Source organism: Lysinibacillus sp. UBA5994 (genome assembly GCF_002429725.1).
Taxonomy (GTDB): Bacteria; Bacillota; Bacilli; order Bacillales_A; family Planococcaceae; genus Lysinibacillus; species Lysinibacillus capsici.
On record NZ_DJAU01000057.1, the window covers coordinates 88,743 to 112,129 of the forward strand.

Sequence of the window (23,387 nt, forward strand, 5' to 3'; positions counted from 1 at the left end):
CTCGATTATTTTTATGGTTGAACTGGTATAGTGATCTCTAGTTCAGGTATATATTGAATTTTCGGATAACCGTTTTTATCCAATTGAAACATACCTTTTTCGTTTTCCTTGAAAAGATGGATATAGGGTTTTAAGGTTATTGTTTTTGGAACAGATTCAAAAGGAGTGTACCGAAGATCATCAAGATGAATGTTTCCATTGGTAGCGTTCCAACCGTTTCCTCCAATTAATTCAATTTCACGACCATGCTCATCAATAATAACTATCCCCATTGTTAGTAGTGTTAAATTATCAGTGAACGTTGAATTATCAGTTAAAACCATCCGTGTTGTGATACTTGTTGTAACTGGTGTTAGCTTGACCTTTTCAAGAGTCAAATGAATATTGTCATATTGTCGACTTATATTTGGTGCTAAAGCTACATAGTCTTTCACTTTATTTTTCACAGGAATATCAATTTCAATGGGGTTTTCTATACCTTTGACAAAAGCTTGAATGGTTAAATCAAATTGCTCTGGGAAAGGCTTCCCCCCCTGATTTCTCAGATCCGAAAATTCAATAATAACAGAAGCATTATCTTTACCAGGGTACATAAAACGACTAATAGAATTGGACTCACTCGGAGCAAAAGAATTAATAGGCTCATCATTTATAAACAAATTATAATTACTGATACAATCCATTAAAGCTTCTTTCTGATCTTCTTTATAGGGGCGTTCAATAGCAATTGAAACACGTGTACCGTCATACGCTACTTCCGATACACTTAATGTAAACCCCTCCTGTGTCACACTTGTCTGTGGTTTTGTAGAAAGTCCTTTTTCATCAGCCATCTGCAACCCCAAATCACCAGCGAGACGGAAAATTGAGGATAGTACAGGCACTTGTTTAAGCGTTGCAGCCATTGTTGGTGAAATAAATGATGTAATAAATAGTAAGCTAACTAGCATGGCTGTTGCAAAAGCAACTTTATAGTGCCATTTCTTCTGGTGCTTTACTACTTGTGGCTGCTCGTTACGTTCATATTTACTGATTACACGATCAACCAAATCAATTTCTACAGGTGTTTCTCGAATTAGCAGCTCTATTCGTGCCATTTCTTTATCCTTCTGCTTTGAATGAATGCTCATAAAATCCACCTCCTAACTTATTTTCCTTTATTAATTTTTTGCGTAATCGTTCATATTTTTTTCTTATTGTAGCTGGTTTCATATCCATAATTTCAGAAATCTCTTCAAAGCTATATTCTTCAATAGAACGAAGCAGTAAAATCCTTTTTTCATCTACATGTAAGTTTTCCAGTAGCCTATGCACCATCTCATCATATTCAGGTATCGGTGCTTGCGTCTGCTTCACCTGTTCTCGCTTCACACTTAGCCAAAATTTATAGCCCCTATTTTTTGCTTTTATGACATCAATACAATGGTGGTGAGCGATTTTATAAAGCCACGCCGATAAGGAAACCGTATAAGAAAATTTATGAATATTCTCTAGTCCTTTAATAAAAATATCTTGCGAAGCATCCTCCGCCTCCTCTTTGGTTCCTAGCATATAGTAACAATAAATATAAATTTGCTTTTGAAAACAACGAATGATTTCTGCATAGTCATGCGTGTCCCCTGATTGAACTTGCTCCACGATTGATTGAATATCTATATCAGCTCGCTCTTTTGATGGTTCTCGTGTAGTCAATGTTGTCCCCCCTCTCCAATCTATATAACTGAAATTATTAGAAGTTTGTGACACTAGATAAAAAATCTTAAAAATATTATTGAATGTCATCGAGTTACTTGGAGAAATCTTTTATATCTTCCCTTCTTCGCCTATATAACTGAAATCAACAGCCATTTGTGACACACTATAAAAATTTTTCACAAAAATAAAACGCTTAAGGGTAACCTAAGCGTTTGAGTCTCACTATTTTATTTTGTAGCTTGTTATAAACCCTTTAATAATTGGGATAAATACTCCTATCAATACAATGGGTAGGAACCACCATCCTAATGAATTTACCTCACCAAGACCAATACGAACCATCTGAATCGATATAAAAGCAAATAAAATGAGACAGATATTTTTTACTTGATTTAGTATTTTTCTGCTATTCAAATAAAATACTTTTACATTACTTTCATCCAAACGTGACGGATAATTATGCATATGAGGTGCTTTTTCTAGCAGCCACATAACAATCCATAAAAATAAACCGATGAACGGAAGAATGAATAATTCTATTTTTGATCCCCATCGATCCACCTCACCTAATCCATTAAAATGACCAGGTATTTCATCAGGCAACTTACCCCATGCCAATATAATATAAAAGATGGATAAAATAAATATACTACCACCAATATAGTCCCATATCTTTTCTGATCTTGTTTTAGGTAACTTTAAAATTGGCCTATACATTTTCTCCACCCCTGTTCTTTTCCTTTACTACATCTACGTTATGACTACTATTAAAGTTTCAAAATTTATGAAAATTGACTTAATATTCAACATGCACCATTAATTATCCCTATTATTAGTAGCATTATAGCGATAAAATCTACTTTTTTTATTACTTCATATATAATTTATACCCATTTTCAAACTGCTAATTACTGTAGAAATACTCATAATACTTTGTAAAATTCATATAATCTGATATAAATGATATATATACATATTTCATTATTTTGTAACATTTCTACTAATTACTGAGAAAGGATATTTCAACTATGCGATTTACTATCTACAAGAAATTATTACTCGGTTTTTTTATAGTTATTTTGGTACTCGTTACAACAATCGGCTTAAATATAAAACAGCTTGATTCTGTAAATAAGACCTATCGTACATTATTGGAGGAACAAACTACTAAATCTATAAGTATTCAGGAATTACGGGTGATTGCAAAACAGGAAATTGTCAGCATGCGAGGCTACTTACTACTTGGTGACAAACAAAACTTTCAAAGTAATCAAGCCTCACGCGAGGAATTCAAACAAAAATCTGAAGAATTAATGGCTACTTTAGATTCGGAAAAATCAATTAAGATGCTTGAAGCTATTAATAAAAGTGAGCAAAATGTGCAAGAATTTGCAGATCGTATGTTTGAGTTAAAAGCTGCTGGAGAAACAGAGAAGTACGAAAAATTGGATAGTACTCAAGGACGCTTAATTATTAAACAATTCGATGAACGTGTTGAAAACCTTTCTAATTATCAAAATGAATATGTAGAAGGTAAAATGGCTGCTACATCCAATCAAATTCAAGACATCAAGCTCCAAATGATGCTTCTTGGAGTCTTTGCTGTTGTCATAAGTCTGATAATTGCTATGGTTGTTGGTAGTCTAATGTCTCGTCCAATTAACGGTATGGCTAAAGCTGCGAAAAAAATAGCTGAGGGTGACTTAACAGCTGAACAAATTCGTATAAAGAATCGTGATGAAGTAGGTGATCTAGCGCTTGCGTTTAATCAAATGGCTACAAATTTAAAGGATTTAATTACGAATGTGCGCCAAAACACTGTACAAGTAAGTGGCTCTGCTGCTGAGTTAACAGCTAGTGCAGAGCAAACTATACAGGCTACAGAACAAATCACTTCTTCTATTCAAGAGGTTGCTAGTGGCTCAGAGGCTCAAGGGAAAAACGCAACTGAAAGCTCAGAAGCAATGAAAAACATGACAAAGGGTATACAACAATTAGCTTCTACTACTGCGGCTGTTTCTGAACTGGCAATCGAAACAAATTCAGAGGCTAAGAAAGGGAATGATTCTTTACATCGTGTTATCTCTCAGATGACAACAATCAACACGGCTGTTTTAGAGTCAGCAAGTGTTGTTAAAAATCTAGACGGGCATTCCATTGAAATTGGTAATATCATTGGCATTATTACTGATATTGCAGAACAAACAAACTTATTAGCACTTAATGCTGCCATTGAAGCGGCTCGTGCAGGCGATCATGGACGCGGATTTGCAGTCGTAGCAGATGAAGTGAAAAAGCTAGCAGAGCAATCAAAAAAATCCGCTGAGCAAATCGCTACCTTGATTTCTGAAATACAGCAGGATACAAACCGTGCTGTAACGGTGATGGATACTGGAACTCAAGAGGTTCAAATTGGTATGCAAGTAGTGAAGGTAGCAGAAGAAGGTTTCTCTAAGATTGTTGAGCTGATTGAGCAAGTATCCATGCAAATCCAAGAAGCAACGACAGTGTCAGAGGAGATGTCCTCTAGTGCAGAGCAAATCTATGCTTCCTTTGATGAAATTGCAACTATTGCACAGATGTCCTCATCTAATTTACAAAATGTTGCTTCTGCTTCCGAGGAACAATTAGCTACTATCGAAGAAGTAGCTGCTTCAGCAGCAACACTTTCAAATATGGCAGAAGAACTTCACACGCAAGTCTCTCGTTTTAAGGTAGAATAAAAAACTGCTCGTTTTCTTTAGGTTTATAGAAAACGAGCAGTTTCTTCATACAAAGAAAAATATCATGATTTTTCTACCTATCGTATGCTAACCCTACTCACCATTTTCTCCTAGTAAATACATTCTTCACTACTTTATTTTACACTTCACCAAATATCAAATTTTTAATAAAATAGACATTACTTAAGACAGAATTAAATAAATTTTTAGAATATTATTGACAGGCAGTTAATATCCAAGTAATATTGCTTTCAACAACACATTGCAGGCCAAGATTGGAAATAGTAAAAGTGTTTGTGTACTTGTAGAGAGCCGATGGTTGGTGTAAATCGGTAGGCACACATTTTGAACTCGTCCATGAGCTACTCCCTGAACTTTTTAGTAAGGGATGTCGGTTTCCTCCGTTAACAGGATAGACAGTGATAGCTGTCGATAAGGGGACTTTTTCTATAAAGAGAAGGTCAATTAGAGTGGTACCGCGAGCATAAACTCGTCTCTATTTTTAAATAGAGACGGGTTTTTTATTTTTTTAATGACTTATTGGCCTAAGTGTAGATTTTAGATACTAATCACTAAAAAGGAGTGTTTGAAAATGGGAAGAAAAATTTGGGTGTTTGATACAACTTTACGTGATGGCGAACAGGTGCCTGGAGCAAAGCTAAATCTTTATGAAAAAGTAGAGATCGCTCAGCAGCTGAAAAAATTAGGTGTCGATATTATTGAGGCTGGATTCCCCGCTTCCTCTCAAGGTGATTTTGATGCCGTCAAAGCTGTAGCTGAAAAGGTTGGCAATACAAACGACATTATGATTACAGCATTAGCACGTGCTGTAAAGGCTGACATTGATGCTGTCTATAATGCTGTGAAGTATGCTCAAAACCCGATGATTCACATGGTACTAGGAACCTCTGATATTCATGTGGAGAAAAAATTCAGCAAGTCAAAAGATCAAATTTTACAAATTGGCGTGGATGCTGTGAAATACGCTAAAACATTATTGCCGCAAGTTCAATATTCCACAGAGGATGCCTCTCGTTCTGACTTTGAATATCTTTGGAAAACAATTGAAGCTGTTATGAGAGCTGGCGCAACGATGATTAACGTTCCTGATACGGTTGGCTTTGCAGAGCCAGAGGAATTTGGAGAAATGATTTTTAAATTAAATGACCGTATGAAAAACTTAGATGATAGTGTTCTTTTAAGCGTTCATTGTCACAATGATCTTGGAATGGCAACGGCTAATACGCTAGCTGCAATTAAAAATGGTGCAGATAAGGTAGAGTGTACAATCAATGGTATCGGTGAACGCGCAGGTAATGCTGCATTAGAAGAAGTTGTCATGGCACTTAAAACTCGTAGCTCCGTCTACAATGCAGAAACACGTATTAATACAAAAGAAATTATGAATACTTCACGTCTTGTTTCTAGCTTTATGGGCTTAGATGTACAGGTCAATAAAGCCATTACAGGAGATAATGCATTTGCCCATTCTTCTGGTATTCACCAAGATGGTTTGTTAAAATCGCGTGATGCTTATGAAATCGTCCATCCTGAGGATGTAGGTCTTGATGATATGGAGCTAGTACTAACAGCTCGATCTGGTCGCCATGCAGTGAAAAATGCTCTTGAAAAATTAGGTTTTACTAATCTTTCAACAGAGGAATTTGAAGGTATTTTCGAAGGATTCTTAAAGCTAGCCGATGCGAAGAAAGAAGTATATGATCACGATTTATATGTTATTGTTGAAAGCTATTATGAAAAACATGATGCCAATAATAAAAATGCTACACATTATAGTGAGCAATTCTTTGATTTTGATGATCTCCAAGTCGTCAGCAATACAAGCTTCCCTTCAGCAAGTGTTAAGGTTCGAAAAGGCGGCGAAGTATTTAAAGCTAGTGCAGTAGGCTCTGGTCCAATTGATGCCCTCTATTCAGCCATTGCAGAAATTACAAATATGGATGTAAAACTAGTGGAATATAATATCAATAGTGTTTCACGAGGCAAAGAGGCTTTAGGTAAAGTAAAAATTACGATTGAGCATGAAGGCGAAAAGTATATTGCAAAAGCAGCAGATACAGATATTCTTAAGGCAAGTGCATTAGCCTATATTAATGCGATTAATAGCATTGTAGTGACAAAATTAACACCTGTTATGAATTAAATGAAAATAGCAAAGCAGTATGGCTCTTGCGCCATACTGCTTTTTCAATCCTAGCGACTATCCCTAACTAGTTTTTGATATTCCTCATCGATTCGTTCGATATCAAGACGTTCAAATAATGGTGTCACCTCTCGAATGACTTTAGGGAGATCTACCTGTTCATGCCACATCATTTCATTTATACCTAACATATTTCTTACTTTCTTTGCTGAAAACGGTAAGAAAGGATGCAGCAGCTGTCCTAAATTCGCAATGATATAGACGCAAGTTGCTAATGTACGATTACCTGCCTCTACGTTTTCTTTTACCTGTAGCCATGGCTGTTGTTCATCAAAATAACGATTAGCACCGCGAATATACTCAAAAATGGATTCTAACGCCTGCTTGAAATGACCACCTTCTATAAGAACACCCGCTTCATTAAACAATTGTACGGTTTGTTTTCGAATGTCGCTATCCACCTCCGCTTGTGGCACCTGACAAGCAAATGATTTCTCAATAAACTTCAATGTACGGTTTACAAAATTGCCATAGGCTCCGAGTAGTTCGCCATTATGGCTATAAATAAATTCCCGCCATGAAAAATCAGTATCACGATTTTCTGGCGCATTCATCGTTAAGAAGTAACGAATAGAGTCCGCATCATAACGGCTTAAAATATAAGGAACCCATACAGCCCAATTCTGACTAGTAGATAATTTGCGTTTTTCTAATGTTAAATACTCATTAGATACGATATGGGTAGGTAATGCCTTGGATCCAATTCCCATTAAAATGGCTGGCCAAATAACTGTATGGAATGGAATATTATCCTTCCCATGTACATAGTATGAAATGGTCTCTTCATTCCATAAATCTTCAATAGCTATTTGATGTTCTTTTGCCCATTCTAAGCTTGCTGTTAAGTACCCTGCTACAGCTTCAATCCATACATATATTTTTTTCCCTTCAAAACCTGGCACTGGAACATCTATGCCATTCGGTAAATCTCTTGTTACTGCTCGGTCGGGAACTCCCTCTGCCAAGTATCGCTCCGTTAACCCTAAAGCATTGTCACGCCAACGTTTCTCGACTTTTGCTTGTGCTAAATAAGACTCCAACCTTCCTTGAAATTGACTAAAGGTAAAATAAAAGTGCTCAGTTTCCCGAATAACAGGTTCGTTCCCACAAATTTTGCAGCGCTTATCAATTAAGTCCAATGGGTCTAAAATTTCTGAGCAGTTATCACATTGATCTCCCCTTGCTTTCGCTCCACAATTTGGACAAAGACCTTCGACAAATCGATCTGGTAGAAATTGATTATCCGTCTCACAGTAAGCCTGTTCAATTTTCTTTTTGTATAAGAAATTATTAGCCAGTAGCTGTAAGAAAAGGGCCTTAACGGATTCATGGTGGTGCTCCGCATCCGTTCTTGTGTACAAATCATAGGTAAATCCTAAATCATGAAAGCATCTTGTAAACTCATCATGATAGTGATTAGCTATAGCCTCTGTCGTTGTATTCTCTTGTGCGGCCCGTATAGAAATGGGTGTACCATTACAATCACTGCCTGATACATATAAAACCTGCTCGCCTTTTTGTCGGTAATATCTAGCCAAAATATCACCTGGTAATAATGCGGCAACATGCCCTAAATGCAAAGAGCCATTTGCATACGGCCAAGCGCCTCCAATAACAATCGTCATTCTAAATTGCTCCCCTCACAGAAAAAATGGTAAAAAAAAATCGCCCTAATCAAATCTGATTAGGACGAGTCTACCCGTGTTACCACCTATATTTACAAATAGCTCACACTATTTGCCTCTATCAGTACGTCTTCATTCAAAAAGAGAGATACTGCCGCTGTTGTAACGAGTGCCCATCTCGTCGTAATCTACTGGCTAAAAAGCTTTCGGTACGAAGCTCAAAGGTCATTTTCAAAAGGGTTCACTTACCTCATTTCCACCAACAGAGGCTCTCTACAAAATGCTAATCCAATTTACTTTTCCTTCTCAATGCTTTTTCTATAGGATTGGCATTATTTTACGCCTTCTTGTGAGGAAATGCAATGTTTGTCTCTAAATCATCCCTTATTTTGATACACTTTCTTAAGTTAATCTAATGTAACCTTTACCAATGCAGTTAAATCATCAATTACTATATCTGCTTTTTCTAACTCCTTGTCTTGTGCAAAGTCAAAGCGAACACCTATTGATAGTAATTGATTGTCCTGTGCAGCTTGGATATCCGAAGAACGATCTCCTACCACTGCTCCATAATCAATTTTATTTTCATCTACAACTCTTTTGACCAGATCCGATTTATGCCCACTTGCAATTGCTTGAATGCTATAGATTCCCTTTATAAAACGCTCCAACTGATAGGTTTCGACGATTGCTTGTAAATAGTCAACCTGTCCATTACTCGCTATGTATAACGGATAATTCTCTGACAATGTTGCAAGGGTTTGTTCAGCGTTTGGATACAAAGCACCTTTATGTCCACGTATTTGCTCAATCAGCTTTACATGGAATAATACATTGCTCTCTTCTCGTATCTCTAAAGCATGCATAGGACATAATGTTTCCCACACAACAGGTAAAGGAACCCCCATTATTTCTCTATATTTTTCTATAGGTGTTTCCCCCTGCCACAAGCCGTTTGTCCGCAGCACATCAAATGTTGCATCGAGAGCAGGCTCTAAAATAAGATTGGTTTGAAATAATGTTCCATCCATATCAAAAATAAACGCTTTATTCATAAAATCTCTCCTTAATTAGTTATCAAAAAACGCCATATGCTGCTTTTCTTGCTTATAATAATCCAAACGATCCTGCAAAGTTCCTGTATGAAATTCAAATTTATGACCATCAGGATCTGTAAAGTAAATTGATTTTTTATCCTTTTCATCTCTTTGCCGACCTGCTAAAATATTGACCTTTAGCTGCACCAATCTGTCATACACCTTATCAAAGTCATCCTCAGCGATTGTGAAGGCAATGTGTGTATAGGAATGATGGATGTCATTACGGGGTATATCCTTTTCTACATTCAGAGCTAGCCACAGTCCATTTACATCAAAATAGGCTGTGCTGTTCCCCTTTACTAGCAACTTGGCATCGAATACTTTTTCATAAAAAGTGATGGATTCCTCTAAATTAGAAACTGAAAACAATAAATGATTGATGTTTTGAATTGTCATGGTTGTGCTCCTATTGATTATTTCTTCCCCTTTTTCATTCCCTTGGCTATTTGCTTCCACTTGCGCTGCTCCTCAAGTTTTGCTTGCGTATTTGTTTTGCGCTCCATATAAGCCAATTCTCTTTGCAGCTTAAAATAGCTTTGTAGGCGATATTGGTCCAAGTCCCCATCTACTATAGCTTGCTGGACAGCACAATAAGGCTCTTTTTGATGTGTACAATCACGATAACGACAAGCTGTTGCTAGTTCCTCAATATCTTGAAAGCTAGAAGCTAAACTATCCCCTTGATCCCACAATTGAAGCTCACGCATCCCTGGCGTATCAATTAGACAGCCACCAGCAGGCAATACTACTAGCTCTCGATGGGTTGTTGTATGTCGTCCCTTGGCATCATCCTCACGTATACCCGCTACTTTCATCAGTATCTCACCACATAAAGCATTTGTTAATGTGGATTTCCCTGCTCCAGAAGACCCCAATAGTGCCCCCGTGACCCCCTCTGTGAATAGCGTCTGAATTTCCATTAGACCTTCGCCCGATAGAGCACTCGTTACAAAGATATCCACACCAAAGGCTACAGACTCCACTTCTTGTACTAAGCTCGAAACATCTTCGCATAAATCAGCTTTTGTCAGGACAATAATGGGCTTTGCCCCTGAATCCCAAGCAGCCACTAAATATCTCTCCAAACGTCGAATATTAAAATCTGCGTTCAAGCTCATAACAAGTAACACAATATCGACATTTGATGCGACAATCTGTTCTTGAATTTCCGTTCCTGCAACTTTACGTGAAAATACAGATTTTCGTTGGAATAGCTGATGAATAATTGCTCGTGCCTCTCCGGGCATTTTCTCCACTAGCACCCAATCACCAACTGCTGGATAGTCCTCCCTCGCTAAAGATGTATACGCATAATGACCAGCAATTGTCGCAAGCCATTCTCCCTCTTCAGCTAACACCCGATAAGAATGCTTATGCTCTAAAGTAACCCTTGCAGGCACACAATTTTTTAATTTAGCCTGTTTTTTCATTTCTATCATTTGCTCTTCAAAATATGTTGTAAAACCTAATGTTGTTAAATTCAATTTATTTTCCTCCTAAACGTATGATGCCTCAGCGAAAATAGTTGTCATCCGCAAGAGGCCCTATCGCAATTCACCTTTTGGAACTACAATAAAAAACCTTGTAGCTGCAATTCGGCAGTTACAAGGTTTCACAGGCACGTTTAAAAGATACACAAATACCCCGAGTTATGGCACGGCGTCACTTTGTATATTTTAGGCGTGTGAAATTGAACAAACCGGATTGCAGTTCGCTAATTACAGATCTATTCATCATGTCACATCACCTACTTTCCATTTAGTTGTTATCAATATAGCTAAATTTTCAGAAATTGTCAATTACAATATTATAAGCATTTATTCCAATCATCCACGCATACAATGAACAAAACCATTAAATGCGAGGAGATGTTGGATTGCCTAAAATCATTTCAATTAGCACATATCAACCACCTTACACATTACAGCAAGATAACGCAGAGGAACTAACGAAAGAGCTTTTTTATGCAAAAATTCCAAAACTAGAGCGCTACTTAAAGGTTTTTGAAAATGGTGGCATCAACACACGCCATTTTTGTGTGCCAGCTGAATGGCATCGTACGAATCACTCCTTTGAAGAACGTAATAATTTATATATTGAGTTAGCTACACAATACAGTGTAAGTGTCATTCAAGCATGTTTAGCTAATACAGCTTTTTTATCCTCACCTATTCCTACTGAGGACATCGATGCCATCATTTTTGTTAGCAGTACAGGAATTTCAACACCTAGCATTGACGCACGTGTTATGAACAAGCTTCCCTTTTCAGATCGACTTAAACGCATTCCTCTATGGGGTCTTGGTTGTGCAGGAGGAGCCGCTGGTATAAGCAGAGCCTATGATTTTTGTAAAGCCCATCCACATGCAAAGGTACTTGTCGTTTGTGTCGAGTTATGTAGCCTCACTTTTCAGCCAAATGATTTTTCTAAAAGTAATTTAATTGGTGCTTCTCTTTTTGCCGATGGTGCAGCATGCATACTTGTTTGTGGGGATGAAGTAGCTATCGCAACAAAAAGGCCAACCCCTAATATTCTAGCTACAGGTTCTAAATGGATGCCAGATTCGGAAAATGTAATGGGTTGGGATGTGAAAAACAACGGGCTTCATGTCGTTTTCCAAAAAAGTATTCCTTCTATTATTACCAATTGGCTCGGACCTTTCATTGAGCAATTTTTAATGGAACAAGGACTGTACAGCGAACAATTGACTCATTTTATTGCGCATCCTGGAGGAAAAAAGGTATTAAAAGCTTACGAAGATACACTTTATCTATCTCCCCAAAAAACCGACATTTCTCGGGAAATATTGAGACGACATGGTAATATGTCATCACCGACAGTGCTATACGTATTAGAGCAGTTTATGTTAAATGAAGGACAAGTGGAGGATACAGGCTTGCTCGTAGCTCTTGGCCCTGGTTTTTGTGCAGAAGCTGTATTATTAAACTGGAGGGAGTAACATGATCTTCTATTTTATTTTTATCCTTGTCGTTCTACAAAGATTGACAGAAGTTGTGATTGCCAAGCGCAATGAGAAATGGATGCTTTCACAAGGAGCCTATGAAGTAGGTGCTTCACACTACCCCTATATGGTAGCCATGCATATTAGCTTTTTTCTGTTTTTAATAGTGGAAATCGTCACAAACAACAATGGTATCTCGCCCTTATTTCCGTTATTTTTTATATTATTTTTAGCAGTGCAGGCTTTGCGGATCTGGTGTATTCGCTCTTTAGGCACTTTTTGGAATACAAAAATCCTCATTTTACCTGACGCACAAGTTGTTCGTAAAGGGCCATATGAATATATGCGCCACCCCAATTATGCGGTAGTTTGTTTAGAAATCCTTTTGCTACCACTCATGTTTCAGGCTTACTTTACAGCATTTTGTTTTACATTACTCAATATTACAATGCTTTCTGTCCGAATACCTATAGAAGAAAAAGCATTACGAGATGCTACTAATTATAATCGTGTATTTCAAAAGAAGATTTCGGAGTCTTAGCCGAAATCTTCTTTTCTTCTTTATTGCCATTCCCAGTTAAAGGGATCTTGTAGACGTTCCCAAGGGTTCCGAAACTCTTCATTTGTTAACAAACAGTTGTCCAACTGTTTAGTGATGTCTTCTCGATCTAGATCAATGCCAATAATCACAAGTTGTGTCATTCGATCTCCGAACTCTTCATCCCAATCTTCCAATACTTCAGGGCTTTGCTGGAATACATCCTGCTGCTGGGCTTGAGAAAGTGCCGCTACCCAATAAGAGACTGGTTCAATTTTTGCAGATGACCCCGCTTGCGATAATAATAGCGCAACTTCCTGATGTCTTGCACTCCAAATAATACCCTTCGCTCGTACTATTGAATCTGGCATGTGATCACACCACTCAACAAAGCGCATCGGATGAAACGGTCTTTTGCGTTTATAGGTAAAAGAAGAGATCCCGTACTCCTCAGTCTCTGGTGTATGGTTTTCATGACCAAGCTCCAACTCCTTTAACCAACCAGCCGATTCAGAGACACGTTCAAAGTCAAAGCGCCCCGTATTTAAAATTTCAACTGGATCAATAACACCATTTGTTGTACGTATAAGTTTTGCCTCAGGCTGTAATGCACGTAAAATACGTTCTAATCGCTCAAGCTCCTCTGAGGATACTAAATCGCACTTATTTAAAATAAGGACATCACAAAATTCAATTTGATCAATGAGAAGGTCTGCAACATCACGCTCATCTAATTCACCAACAGCTTCCTTCCGCTCCAATAAGCTTTCCCCAGACTGAAAATCATGCCAAAAACGATGGGCATCTACGACAGTAACCATTGTATCTAATCGACAAAACTTCGTTAAATCAATGCCAAGCTCCTCGTCTAAATAACTAAATGTTTGTGCAACTGGAATCGGCTCACTAATCCCTGTCGATTCAATCAAAATGTAATCAATATTGCCTAGCTTCGAAAGACGTTCCACCTCCTGCAATAGATCCTCTCGTAATGTACAGCAAATACAACCATTCGATAGCTCCACAAATTTCTCTTCTGTACGTGATATACCGCTACCATTTGCGATAAGCTCCGCATCAATATTAATTTCACTCATATCATTCACAATAACAGCGACACGTAAATCTTTTTTGTTTTGCAATACATGATTCATCATTGTTGTCTTACCAGAACCTAAATATCCACTCAATACTGTAACAGGAATTTTCTTTGTCATTCTTACAACTCCTTAAATCGTAATCATTACTATTTACAATTTGTAATTAAATCATATTACTTTGGAAAATGCAAAGCTTTTTATTACTAGTGAAATTAAACTTGACAATCTCCAGTGAGAAATATATTGTTTAAATCGTAATAATTACTATTTAAAAGGAGGTCCTTCAATGCGTGTACAAGTAACACTAGCCTGTACTGAAACAGGTGATAAAAACTATATTACTACTAAAAATAAACGCAATAATCCCGAAAGATTGGAGCTTAAAAAGTACTCCCCTCGCCTAAAGCGTGTAACCCTGCATAGAGAAACAAAATAATATTGGAATGGGGGGTCATGATGAGATCCTCATGAGCGGGTCTGACCTGTTTTAGAGCGGTGTCTTCTACTTTGTGAGCGGGGTTAACCTGCTTTGGAGCGCCTTCCTCTTCTTTGTGAGCGGTTGAACCTTCTTATAAGCTTTTTATGCAAATCAAAAAATGACTGTTTCAAAGGCATATCTTTGAAACAGTCATGATGAAATTTTATAGCTAAAGCTGCTCACTATTGATTTCTAACGCTAGTTCATTCAATTTCGCATCTAATTCATCGAGCATGCGTAATCTAAAATCTATTTGTTCGTCAATATTAACTCCTTGTTTCATTGATGTGCTACCATCCTTAGATTGTTTCTTTAATGCAACGATTTCATTGGATAATCTCTCAATATCTAGATTTTTCGTCTCTAACTCACTTAGTAAATGTCGATGAAGGTTGTCTGATTCTACTTTCTCTCTATGGTATTTTTCTAGTGTCTCTAAAATATTCTCCATTTGTTTACTTGCTATGGTTGTATAGTCACTTAACTTTTTATCTATGCCTTCCACAATAGACCTTTCATTTGAATCGATCGAAGCCTCCTTTGATGCTTGAAATTTGTCCATCAATGACTTTTTTTCAGCCCGCAATTCTGCCAATTCCTTTAATAATGCCTCAATGGATGCAATTTGCTTTTTTCTTTGCGCTTCTCTCTTCTGAATTTCTTCATCGTAAGCTTGCAATTCTTTATCAAAGTCTCTTTTCAACTTTAGGAGTTCCATCGAAAGTTCTTTTTTATGCCTTGTTAATTGAACATTTTCTCGTTCAAGTCGAAGAACCAAAGCATAATAATCACTATCTCTAAGTCTTTTTACTTCATTTTTGTACTTGGCTAACTCGGCCCTTAAAAAAATAATCATTTGTTGGAGCTGTATTGGATCATTGTTTTTCACAATATCATTGTCCATCATCACACCCCCTAGCCTGAATATCTTTTTAGTAAATCGACCACCTCTTCAAGCTGCTCTCTACTTTCCTCTAGTAAATCATCCAGCTGCTTCATCCATTTTTCTTCTAACTTTGAATTCTCTATTTGTTCAACATGACTCTTTTCGTCTGAAACAAGATAGGCTATTAATAGCTGTAATGTACTTTTTTCAAGAAAGGCAAAGCTATTATCTTGTTCATTACGACGACTTAGCTGTTCCTTTACTAATTGTTGAATTACACTACCAAACTCTTGTTTTTCGTTGTCACCCATTGTCTTCCTCCTGTGTTTGGCCCATTCCATTTAGATTAATTGGATTTAAAACAACAACACCTTCTGTGAGCTGATCGCAATATGTAAAACCCATAATCGTGCCTGAATATGATAAATTATGGGACCATTTTATTTGAAAATTGGTAAATGAAATGGTTTCATTCGGTTCGATTGTTGATTTACCAACTGGTCTCAGCCAATACTCCTCTTTGCTTGATTTGTCATTAAAACGCTCCCACTGACTCTGCCCCTGAGTTTTAAAATTCGGAGTGAAATTTTCATGAACATATCTCCCTGAAAAATAAAACGGTGACTCCTTGGGTATTGTTATACACAAAGATGGGTTCGTGACGGCTGCACTACCAATATTACGAATATGATAGGAGCCTAAACATAAACTCTCTTGCTCAGGATCATAAGAAATATTAAGTGCAGTTGTAAAATAACTAATGAGGTTAATCCTATTCGGAATTGCTAATTCCTCAACCAACCTTTTAATATCATGAACATAGGCATTTGTTTGTTCTTTTAGTGCCTGTATCTTGTCTTCAATACGATCTGCCACTTTAAACCTCCTTGTTATTTCCATTAAAAAAAGAGAGGATTACCCTCTCTTCATAGTATGACTTTCTTCTTTTTGTTATCACAATTAACCAACAGTTGGGAAAATAACTGGGCATTGTTGTGGACGAACCGCAGTTGGACATGAGAATGGTAAGTCTGCTCTTGGTTCGCAGAAAGTTGCTAAAAATTCCACAGTAACTGGGAATGTAGATTGAATACTTTGACAAACAGCAACAGTAATTGTCAACGCAGAGAACGTGATTGTACCTGCTGCAGCACCTGTTCCAACACTAAGTGTTCCAGTTGTACAAACGAAGCAATCTAAATCTGTGTATAAAATTTCAACGTCTGTTCCCTTAGGTGCACATAATGTCACTTGCTCACAGCGAGAAACTGGAATATTATTGCTTGTGAAAACAGTACCATTAGGTAAAGTAACGACAATTGTTAGAATGAAGTTCTTTTGAACATTTAGATGTTGCAGACAAACAGTTGATCCATCAATAGAGAATTGGCGATTCTCACGGTTCAGAATCACAATTGGATTTGTAGTTGCTGGAATTACTCGACAAGTAACAATAGCACCTGTTAAGTCAGTAGTTGCTGTAACACCTGGGAATGTAATTGGTCCAGTAGGTGAAATATCAAACGACATTTCTTTTACAATCCAGTCGTATACCTTATCAACATTTATACAGATTAGTTCCTGCGCCTGGGATGGCATATGCTCTTGCATCCTTTTGACACCTCCATAAAATTTTTATCTTTCGTTTGTAGCATATGTTTTTCAGCTATAAGTGCATGGGCTAACAAATAGTTACATTGGATATTTATTAAAATCAATCAAGATTTGTTTTCATACTCCTCCCTCATTAACGAGACGAATCAAAATGTTGAAAGAACCGTTATATTTGTAACAGAAAGTCAATATTTTTAATAAACTAATAATGGACTGAAAGGGGTGAACTACAATGGAAGAGTCAAAATTGTATACCACTCAAGAAATTGAAAATTTAAAGAAAAAAATTGAATCTTATAGAGAATCGTTAACCTCGTTAAAAATGGGGAAGTCAATTGAAGATTTCCTTTATATGAAGCAGGAGTTTGATGGACTAAAAACACAGATGGCCCATTTAGAAGGGATTACAGAGACATTGGATACTAAACAAAATTCATATATAAAAGGATACGACGATCAAATTAGGGTTCTTTCAACACAGCTTGAGTCTTTGAATCAAACCATTGAAGGAATGAACCAAGAGATTTTATCAATTTTAAATAAACTGTTACCAGTTAAAGGAAATGATGCAAAAACCATAATGCCCTCCATTGACATGCCTGCTCAAACCTATTCTAATCTTTTACCTAGACAACCTAGAATGACACAGACAGCAGATCAAACTACAATTACATCAGCACAACCTTCTTATAGACTACTACAAAGTGTGGCAGGTAAAGCCAAAAACCACCAACCAAATGTAAATATCGGGGGTCCCTCTCCTCAGAATGGTCTACCGGAAACTAAACCTGAAGAACGGCATTTTAATCAGCAATATTTCCAATCAATCAATACGCACCCCAGCCAAATATACAATGGTTTATACAGAAACACGACAGTTGAATCCACCTTCCATTTTAAAAATGCCATGGATGCAAAGGAAGTTCCAGTAAGTGTATATGATCCATCTGCCGTACAGCCTGCTTCAAGAGAAGAAAACATCGAGAATGATACTTTACAATCTTCTATAGTTAATGAATCAGATAGCACTAAAACTGAAACATTAAATAATCCTATGGAGGCTGTGAAAATTGAGAATGAACATAACAATCTTGAGAATCCCATTGTAACGAATGAATCGATAGAACAAGTTATCTTGGAGCAACTTAGCGAACCTGTTAGTCAAGACATTGAAGCAATAGCTAGTGAGCCTCTCAACCAAATCATTGCAGAAACAGTAGCAGAACCTTCAGCTATAGATCATTCTCCTTCATTGGAAACAGAAGAATATGTTGAAGTGTATCATGCTGATGCAACCTATGAGGTTCATCTGTCCTTTGAAGAAGAGATCATGCAACTTGAATCTGTAAACAAGCCGATTGAGGAAGACCATAAAAAGGGAAAAAACTCATTTTTCGATTTCTTTAAAAGATGGAGTTAACATTATCTTAAACATCCACTATGTCAAAACATACATAGTGGATGTCTTTATGTGTCAAATAAAAGCAGTCATTAAGAAATCATTGAATTTATAGGTGAAATAGATAATTGCCCTTAACCCCTAATCTGAAATGAATAGAATAATGAAGAAAGGGGGTGTAAAAATGTGTTTGAATAACTCAATGTGTGGCTGTTCAGGTAACGGTCATGGTAACGGGGAGTGTACTGCACTGGGACCTTTTGTTGCAATTGACGCTGCATGTATTACTCCACCAGTAGCTACTGGTTCTATTATCCCATTCTCATCAGGAATAACTCCTGTTGCTTTAGTGTCTCTTGCTACTGGTTTAGTTGGTACTGTAAGTCTTGTTGGATTTGGTACATCTGTTCCAGGAGTTGCTCTTGCTGGCGTTAATATCGATTTAACATCTAGTCTTGCTACTGAAGCATTTACGGTTCCACGTCCAGGTACAATTACATCTATTTCTGCTACAATCTCAGCAACTGCTGCTTTAACTCTAACTGGAACAGCGACTGTCAGAGCACAGATTTACCGCGCAGTTCAAGGAAGCAATGTATTCAGCCCTACTGCAGCATTTGTTGATTTATTACCAGCTTTACCACTAATAGCATTAGCAGTAGGTACGATTGCAAGTGGTAATGCAAACGTTTCAGTACCTGTAAGTACTGGTGATCGTTTACTAATGGTATTCTCTATGACTACTACAGGAGTTGCTGCTACACTTGCTGGTAACGCAAGTGCTGGTATTACTATCGTATAAAATAAACTTAAATAAAAAATGAAAACAAGTGATTTCCTTATTAGCAGAAATCACTTGTTTTTTCATAAAACATCCATATTTATTTAACCAAAGCATTCTGAATATGTGCCAAATGATGCTTACCATGCCATGCATAAAGGCCAATTGCATGCTCAAGAGTCGTCAGGCCTGAATCAGGATGATTAAAGGCTCTTTGTAATTGTTCATCCGATAAGCTTGACAGTAAATAAACCCAACGTTCATGTAAGCTTTCAATTAAATTAAAAGAAATTGCTACTGGCATTTCAGAATCTGGTAGCTGTGCCCATTCTGCCTCATTGTATGGCTTAATGGTTGGTACATCCTCTGTTAAAGCTAGCTTAAAACGAATATAGCTATTCATATGACTATCAGCAATATGATGGACTAGCTGTGTCACTGTCCAGCCATTTTCACGATAAGATTTTACTAAGTCTTGCTCGCTTGCACCACTTAATGCCTCTGCAAGTTGTTTTGGTAACAAACGAATTTCATTAATCCACTCTAGTACTTGCTGTGAATTCATTTCTTTGGGAAATTGGAATTGTCCAATAGGATAACGTAAATCTTTCATATTGCTGACCTCCATTTTACTTTTTATCTTACCAATTTAATATTTTTCTTGCTACAACCTTGCACTGTAATTATCTATGTTCAATAGCTTTTCGTATTTACATATTCTTTCTGAATGGCGTCTTCAGCATCTTGTGCATTTCAGAAATATGAAAGCAATACACAATGCAAGCTTACATGCGCACACCATACACCTCCTTTCCCAATACATATACAAACATCAAAAACCCTTATTTTATAAGTATAAATAATTATAAAATAAGGGTTTACTATTATTCCTGGATATCGTATATCAACGTATCAAAGTATTTTTCATTTGTATACAGTAGAATAGCCCATTCACCAGGCTTAGGAACTTTCACATGAGAAGGTGTATGGGCATCTGCTCCATTAACAGGTCCTCCGAGTCCTATGCTCCAACCATTCACTAAAATCGGTTGTATGACTTTAGAGTCTCTATGGTATCCAATAACCGTTAATTCTGTATCTCGTACTTCATCTATTCCCCATAGATGCCACATCCATTTTTGTGTGCTTAAACTTGGCATATCTGCACCAATGACACCCGACTTATCAGCATTACCAATAATGCCTCTATCACCAAATTCCACTGCCTTTTGATTCCAATCAACTGATGCAATATCACTTTCTTGCACAAAATCAGGTAGATCCTCTGGCATTGTAACATTTGCTTTGTCTGTACAACCCACTAAAAATAATAGCAATATACATACAAATACAACTCGTTTCATAACATCCCCCTTTCTTATGAAACGTTTGTTTTAACCAGATTGTTACAGATAATTCTGTAAATTATGAAACTATCATTTTATCTTACTCTTTACAATATCAACTAATGACTTTAATGGATGGAGAATTGTAATTGCCGTGTGATCTTGAAATCGTTGCGCTGCATCCACCATCGATAGCTGGGCAACTGATATGGATTTTTCTTCAGCTGACAAAGTATGTAAAGCCCTTAAAATAGCATCATCATATGCTTCCTTTTTCCCCTGCATAATGAGATTAAATGTATGCTCAATAATTTTTCCCTCTACATCTACTGATACTCCTTGATGCTTAGCATATTGGTGAAGTCTTGCCATCGTTCCTTCGACAGTTGCAGGATTTGTAAAAAGAATAAATTGAGGCTGTTGCTTACATATACTTTCAAAATAGGGCTCATCTATCTTTATGATAGGGATCGAGGGATCGAACAAAGTTTCATCCTCTAATAAAGCAATATAATTTGTACACGTTATTAAAATGGCATCCACATCACAGCTAATTATCCATTCAATTTGCTCCTTAACTTTACGTGCTAAACCATCACTACCTTTAGACACGTGCTGTATCACGCCAGGGTCTACAAAATGGAGTATCTCTATGTCTTCAGCGCTTTGAAAAGCCTGCTCAATGTATTGTATATTGGAATAATGAGCATGCAAGCAGGCGACCTTTTTTCTCAATTAAACTCCTCCTCATTGGAAAGTCTCTTTTCCATTGTTGCTATTACTAGAGAGTTACCATTACGATTCTTCACCATTTCCTCTTTCGTTACAACATAACCTAAAGAACGATATAACTCAATATTACGTGGAACACTCATACGTACTTTGCACTGACTAATTGTAATCCCCTTCGATAGTGTATATTGTTCAAGCCAAGAAATTAGTGTTTTAGCTAAACCTTGTCCCTGTCTTTCTGGGATAACTGAAAGTCTAAAAAAATAAATTCCCTTTGTACTGAGGGTAAACCTTACCATGGCAACTGGCTGTTTTTCGATATAGCCAATAAACGCTTGTTCACTTTGCTGCATTGCCTGCTCAATAGAATCCACCGTTTCACTTAGTGCACTGGATGGTGGAGTAGCCTTTTCATATTCTTGAAACGCCTGTAGCATCACCTGATGTATAACTGGGGCATCCTTGCTCTGTGCTAAAACAATTTCCATCCTAAAGCACCTCTTATCGTTTTTTATTCATAATAGTGCATATTAAAACAAAAAGAAACCGTATTATTTCGAATACGGCCTACTACTTAGTATGTTTATCTTTCACTTTTGCTTCCTTTTCAATATGCTTTCTCGCTATTTTCAAACGTTGGATATCCTTTTTCTTAAGAGGAATAATCTCTTCCTTCATCATCTTAATATAAGAAATCATTAATAAAAGTAACACCACTGTAAAGGGTAATGCAGCAATTAACGAGGCCGTTTGTAATGCTTCAAGACCTCCTGTATACAATAAAACACCTGAAATAGCTGCCATCAAAACACCCCATACAAACTTTGATAAAATGGTGGGATTTAAAGATCCTTTTGTCGTCATACTTGCCATAATAAAGGTGGCGGAATCAGCAGAGGTAATTAAAAATATTATGATTAAAAGTATTCCAATTGTGGATGCAATCACTGAAAGTGGTAAGTGTTCAAAAAGCTGGAAAAGAGCAACCGTTACATCATTATGAACAGATTGAGCGATTTGTGCATCTTGATGTAAATCAAACCACATCGCAGTTCCTCCAAAGGTCGCGATCCAAAAGCAGGCAATGAGGGGCGGAATAATTAATACACCTATAATAAATTCTCGTATAGTCCTGCCTTTGGATACACGAGCTATAAAGGAGCCTACAAATGGTGACCAAGCAATCGCCCATGCCCAGTAAAAGATTGTCCAATCCTTCACCCAAGTTCCACCAACATATGGCTGCATCCTTAAACTATATTGAATAAAATTTGAAATATAATCACCAATAGCTAATGTAAAGGTTTCAAGTATAAAGATTGTTGGGCCTGTAATAAAAACAAATAAGAGTAAGACGATTGCTAAAGTCATATTGACATTACTCAGAATCTTCATCCCTTTTTGTAGACCTGTTGTGGCTGATAACATATAGCCAATAAACATGATAAGAATAATGGCCACTTGCAAGATAAATGTATCTGGCAAACCAAAAACAAATGTCAAACCTCCATTTGTTTGTAATACGCCTAGCCCTATAGACGTTGCTACCCCCATGACGGTAGCAATTACTGCAAGAATATCGATCGTTCCTTTAACGACTCGATTTGTTCCAGTGACAGGCTCTAAAGCAGTGGAGATGAGCATATTTCTTTTTTTATTGAATTGTACAAAGGCCATAACAAGGCCCAATATGGCATAAACAGACCACTGGCTTAATCCCCAATGAAAGAATGAATATCCCATCGCCAGTCGGGCTGCATCCGTTGATAGCGGTTTTGTGTCACTGAAGGGTGGTGAAAAATAATGACTCATTGGCTCAGCTACTCCCCAGAAGACCAAACCGACACCAAGTCCAGCTGAAAAGAGCATGGAAATCCAAGTTATAAAACTAAACTCAGGGCGACCATCTTCCGATCCAAGGCGAATGGTACCATATTTGCTAATTGCCAAGCCAAATAAAAAAATAACGATAATAAAGACTGACATTAAATAAAACCAGCCAAAATAATCCGTTGTCATATGAAATACGCTGTTTGCTACGTTCTTAAATTTTTCTGGTATCGTTGCTCCGATAATGACCAAAAGAAAAATTGCTCCACTTGAAATAAGAAATACTGGGTTTCTTAAAATTTTATTTTGCATACAGCGCCTCCATTTATCCCAGACAGATGACCAAATTTCCTT

Annotated in this window: 24 protein-coding genes and 2 other annotated features; of the genes, 7 read left to right on the plus strand and 17 right to left on the minus strand. The window is 37.1% G+C overall.

Translation table 11 applies throughout. The annotated features are described in order from the left end of the window. Positions 1-11: 11 nt before the first annotated feature. The 3 genes from B3D98_RS19275 to B3D98_RS19285 all read right to left on the minus strand — a co-directional run bounded on the left by B3D98_RS19275 (position 12) and on the right by B3D98_RS19285 (position 2,412). Positions 12-1,130 (minus strand): DUF4179 domain-containing protein, encoded by a 1,119-nt coding sequence (locus B3D98_RS19275; protein WP_103118923.1) that lies wholly within the window; start codon positions 1,128-1,130, stop codon positions 12-14. After that, complete coding sequence (locus tag B3D98_RS19280; protein WP_048394121.1) at positions 1,102-1,692, minus strand: RNA polymerase sigma factor; 591 nt, start codon at positions 1,690-1,692, stop codon at positions 1,102-1,104. The genes B3D98_RS19275 and B3D98_RS19280 overlap by 29 nt, the downstream gene beginning before the upstream one ends. Positions 1,693-1,917: 225 nt before the next feature. Further along, positions 1,918-2,412: a DUF1648 domain-containing protein gene (locus B3D98_RS19285; protein WP_103118925.1), complete on the minus strand. Its 495-nt coding sequence runs from the start codon at positions 2,410-2,412 to the stop codon at positions 1,918-1,920. Positions 2,413-2,723: 311 nt separating this feature from the next. Between B3D98_RS19285 and B3D98_RS19290 the strand changes: the two genes are divergently transcribed. Then, positions 2,724-4,418 (plus strand): methyl-accepting chemotaxis protein, encoded by a 1,695-nt coding sequence (locus B3D98_RS19290; protein ID WP_103118926.1) that lies wholly within the window; start codon positions 2,724-2,726, stop codon positions 4,416-4,418. Between the two features lie 262 nt (positions 4,419-4,680). Then, positions 4,681-4,919 (plus strand) — a binding site (T-box leader). A 91-nt stretch (positions 4,920-5,010) separates the two neighbouring features. Next, entirely contained in the window at positions 5,011-6,582 is a 1,572-nt protein-coding gene (locus tag B3D98_RS19295; RefSeq protein WP_036079516.1) for a 2-isopropylmalate synthase, read from the plus strand. Between the two features lie 50 nt (positions 6,583-6,632). Here the strand turns inward: B3D98_RS19295 and metG are convergent, their stop codons facing one another. From metG to rsgA, 4 genes are all read right to left on the minus strand, one after another. Further along, entirely contained in the window at positions 6,633-8,267 is a 1,635-nt protein-coding gene (gene metG, locus B3D98_RS19300; RefSeq protein WP_054549645.1) for a methionine--tRNA ligase, read from the minus strand. A gap of 57 nt (positions 8,268-8,324) precedes the next feature. Next, positions 8,325-8,586 (minus strand) — a binding site (T-box leader). An 88-nt stretch (positions 8,587-8,674) separates the two neighbouring features. Continuing rightward, the gene (locus tag B3D98_RS19305) at positions 8,675-9,322 is read right to left on the minus strand and encodes an HAD hydrolase-like protein (protein ID WP_054549646.1); all 648 of its coding nucleotides are present in this window, start codon (positions 9,320-9,322) and stop codon (positions 8,675-8,677) included. Between the two features lie 15 nt (positions 9,323-9,337). After that, positions 9,338-9,763 (minus strand): FosM family fosfomycin resistance protein, encoded by a 426-nt coding sequence (gene fosM, locus B3D98_RS19310; protein ID WP_054549647.1) that lies wholly within the window; start codon positions 9,761-9,763, stop codon positions 9,338-9,340. A gap of 17 nt (positions 9,764-9,780) precedes the next feature. After that, positions 9,781-10,851, minus strand: coding sequence for a ribosome small subunit-dependent GTPase A (gene rsgA / locus B3D98_RS19315; RefSeq protein WP_103118927.1), 1,071 nt, complete (start codon positions 10,849-10,851; stop codon positions 9,781-9,783). A gap of 392 nt (positions 10,852-11,243) precedes the next feature. On the opposite strand from rsgA, the gene B3D98_RS19320 reads away from it, so the two are divergent. Continuing rightward, positions 11,244-12,326, plus strand: coding sequence for a type III polyketide synthase (locus B3D98_RS19320; protein WP_054549649.1), 1,083 nt, complete (start codon positions 11,244-11,246; stop codon positions 12,324-12,326). 1 nt (position 12,327) lies between these two features. Further along, positions 12,328-12,870, plus strand: a complete 543-nt coding sequence (locus B3D98_RS19325; protein ID WP_036079526.1) for an isoprenylcysteine carboxyl methyltransferase family protein — start codon at positions 12,328-12,330, stop codon at positions 12,868-12,870. Positions 12,871-12,890: 20 nt separating this feature from the next. Here the strand turns inward: B3D98_RS19325 and B3D98_RS19330 are convergent, their stop codons facing one another. Continuing rightward, positions 12,891-14,084, minus strand: a complete 1,194-nt coding sequence (locus B3D98_RS19330) for a GTP-binding protein (protein ID WP_054549650.1) — start codon at positions 14,082-14,084, stop codon at positions 12,891-12,893. A gap of 169 nt (positions 14,085-14,253) precedes the next feature. On the opposite strand from B3D98_RS19330, the gene rpmG reads away from it, so the two are divergent. Continuing rightward, complete coding sequence (gene rpmG, locus B3D98_RS19335) at positions 14,254-14,403, plus strand: 50S ribosomal protein L33 (protein ID WP_004231780.1); 150 nt, start codon at positions 14,254-14,256, stop codon at positions 14,401-14,403. Between the two features lie 211 nt (positions 14,404-14,614). Here the strand turns inward: rpmG and B3D98_RS19340 are convergent, their stop codons facing one another. The 4 genes from B3D98_RS19340 to B3D98_RS19355 all read right to left on the minus strand — a co-directional run bounded on the left by B3D98_RS19340 (position 14,615) and on the right by B3D98_RS19355 (position 16,942). Beyond that, positions 14,615-15,349: a hypothetical protein gene (locus B3D98_RS19340; RefSeq protein ID WP_054549651.1), complete on the minus strand. Its 735-nt coding sequence runs from the start codon at positions 15,347-15,349 to the stop codon at positions 14,615-14,617. An 11-nt stretch (positions 15,350-15,360) separates the two neighbouring features. After that, positions 15,361-15,642, minus strand: coding sequence for a hypothetical protein (locus tag B3D98_RS19345; protein ID WP_048394106.1), 282 nt, complete (start codon positions 15,640-15,642; stop codon positions 15,361-15,363). Then, positions 15,635-16,207 carry a hypothetical protein gene (locus tag B3D98_RS19350; protein ID WP_048394104.1) on the minus strand — a complete coding sequence of 191 codons (573 nt, stop codon included), beginning with the start codon at positions 16,205-16,207 and terminating at the stop codon, positions 15,635-15,637. Before B3D98_RS19350 ends, B3D98_RS19345 begins: the two co-directional genes overlap by 8 nt. An 84-nt stretch (positions 16,208-16,291) precedes the next feature. Beyond that, positions 16,292-16,942, minus strand: a complete 651-nt coding sequence (locus B3D98_RS19355; RefSeq protein WP_004231775.1) for a hypothetical protein — start codon at positions 16,940-16,942, stop codon at positions 16,292-16,294. 235 nt (positions 16,943-17,177) lie between these two features. Here B3D98_RS19355 and B3D98_RS19360 point away from each other — a divergent pair, with 235 nt between their 5' ends. Beyond that, positions 17,178-18,365 carry a hypothetical protein gene (locus B3D98_RS19360; protein WP_054549652.1) on the plus strand — a complete coding sequence of 396 codons (1,188 nt, stop codon included), beginning with the start codon at positions 17,178-17,180 and terminating at the stop codon, positions 18,363-18,365. 163 nt (positions 18,366-18,528) lie between these two features. Further along, on the plus strand, positions 18,529-19,146 hold the full coding sequence (locus B3D98_RS19365) for an exosporium glycoprotein BclB-related protein (RefSeq protein ID WP_054549653.1): 618 nt from the start codon (positions 18,529-18,531) through the stop codon (positions 19,144-19,146). Between the two features lie 79 nt (positions 19,147-19,225). Here B3D98_RS19365 and B3D98_RS19370 read toward each other — a convergent pair whose 3' ends face one another. From B3D98_RS19370 to B3D98_RS19390, 5 genes are all read right to left on the minus strand, one after another. Further along, a complete protein-coding gene (locus B3D98_RS19370; RefSeq protein ID WP_048394098.1) occupies positions 19,226-19,738 on the minus strand; it encodes a YfiT family bacillithiol transferase in 513 nt (170 codons plus the stop codon). Between the two features lie 271 nt (positions 19,739-20,009). Continuing rightward, positions 20,010-20,489 carry a hypothetical protein gene (locus B3D98_RS19375; protein ID WP_054549654.1) on the minus strand — a complete coding sequence of 160 codons (480 nt, stop codon included), beginning with the start codon at positions 20,487-20,489 and terminating at the stop codon, positions 20,010-20,012. Positions 20,490-20,561: 72 nt separating this feature from the next. Further along, a complete protein-coding gene (locus tag B3D98_RS19380; RefSeq protein WP_054549655.1) occupies positions 20,562-21,206 on the minus strand; it encodes a hypothetical protein in 645 nt (214 codons plus the stop codon). Further along, positions 21,203-21,691 carry a GNAT family N-acetyltransferase gene (locus B3D98_RS19385; protein ID WP_048394093.1) on the minus strand — a complete coding sequence of 163 codons (489 nt, stop codon included), beginning with the start codon at positions 21,689-21,691 and terminating at the stop codon, positions 21,203-21,205. The genes B3D98_RS19380 and B3D98_RS19385 overlap by 4 nt, the downstream gene beginning before the upstream one ends. Positions 21,692-21,773: 82 nt before the next feature. Beyond that, the gene (locus tag B3D98_RS19390) at positions 21,774-23,345 is read right to left on the minus strand and encodes a BCCT family transporter (RefSeq protein WP_288585401.1); all 1,572 of its coding nucleotides are present in this window, start codon (positions 23,343-23,345) and stop codon (positions 21,774-21,776) included. Positions 23,346-23,387 lie beyond the last annotated feature (42 nt).

What these genes read in the sequence shown, in the direction of transcription:
- B3D98_RS19390 (WP_288585401.1), bottom strand. Translation starts at nt 23,345, where the DNA reads ATGCAAAATAAAATTTTAAGAAACCCAGTATTTCTTATTTCAAGTGGA.
- B3D98_RS19345 (WP_048394106.1), bottom strand. Translation starts at nt 15,642, where the DNA reads ATGGGTGACAACGAAAAACAAGAGTTTGGTAGTGTAATTCAACAATTA.
- B3D98_RS19385 (WP_048394093.1), bottom strand. Translation starts at nt 21,691, where the DNA reads ATGGAAATTGTTTTAGCACAGAGCAAGGATGCCCCAGTTATACATCAG.
- B3D98_RS19355 (WP_004231775.1), bottom strand. Translation starts at nt 16,942, where the DNA reads ATGCAAGAGCATATGCCATCCCAGGCGCAGGAACTAATCTGTATAAAT.
- rpmG (WP_004231780.1), top strand. Translation starts at nt 14,254, where the DNA reads ATGCGTGTACAAGTAACACTAGCCTGTACTGAAACAGGTGATAAAAAC.
- B3D98_RS19290 (WP_103118926.1), top strand. Translation starts at nt 2,724, where the DNA reads ATGCGATTTACTATCTACAAGAAATTATTACTCGGTTTTTTTATAGTT.
- B3D98_RS19375 (WP_054549654.1), bottom strand. Translation starts at nt 20,489, where the DNA reads ATGAAACGAGTTGTATTTGTATGTATATTGCTATTATTTTTAGTGGGT.
- B3D98_RS19340 (WP_054549651.1), bottom strand. Translation starts at nt 15,349, where the DNA reads ATGGACAATGATATTGTGAAAAACAATGATCCAATACAGCTCCAACAA.
- fosM (WP_054549647.1), bottom strand. Translation starts at nt 9,763, where the DNA reads ATGACAATTCAAAACATCAATCATTTATTGTTTTCAGTTTCTAATTTA.
- B3D98_RS19370 (WP_048394098.1), bottom strand. Translation starts at nt 19,738, where the DNA reads ATGAAAGATTTACGTTATCCTATTGGACAATTCCAATTTCCCAAAGAA.
- metG (WP_054549645.1), bottom strand. Translation starts at nt 8,267, where the DNA reads ATGACGATTGTTATTGGAGGCGCTTGGCCGTATGCAAATGGCTCTTTG.
- B3D98_RS19360 (WP_054549652.1), top strand. Translation starts at nt 17,178, where the DNA reads ATGGAAGAGTCAAAATTGTATACCACTCAAGAAATTGAAAATTTAAAG.
- B3D98_RS19365 (WP_054549653.1), top strand. Translation starts at nt 18,529, where the DNA reads ATGTGTTTGAATAACTCAATGTGTGGCTGTTCAGGTAACGGTCATGGT.
- B3D98_RS19285 (WP_103118925.1), bottom strand. Translation starts at nt 2,412, where the DNA reads ATGTATAGGCCAATTTTAAAGTTACCTAAAACAAGATCAGAAAAGATA.
- B3D98_RS19275 (WP_103118923.1), bottom strand. Translation starts at nt 1,130, where the DNA reads ATGAGCATTCATTCAAAGCAGAAGGATAAAGAAATGGCACGAATAGAG.
- B3D98_RS19295 (WP_036079516.1), top strand. Translation starts at nt 5,011, where the DNA reads ATGGGAAGAAAAATTTGGGTGTTTGATACAACTTTACGTGATGGCGAA.
- B3D98_RS19330 (WP_054549650.1), bottom strand. Translation starts at nt 14,084, where the DNA reads ATGACAAAGAAAATTCCTGTTACAGTATTGAGTGGATATTTAGGTTCT.
- B3D98_RS19305 (WP_054549646.1), bottom strand. Translation starts at nt 9,322, where the DNA reads ATGAATAAAGCGTTTATTTTTGATATGGATGGAACATTATTTCAAACC.
- B3D98_RS19325 (WP_036079526.1), top strand. Translation starts at nt 12,328, where the DNA reads ATGATCTTCTATTTTATTTTTATCCTTGTCGTTCTACAAAGATTGACA.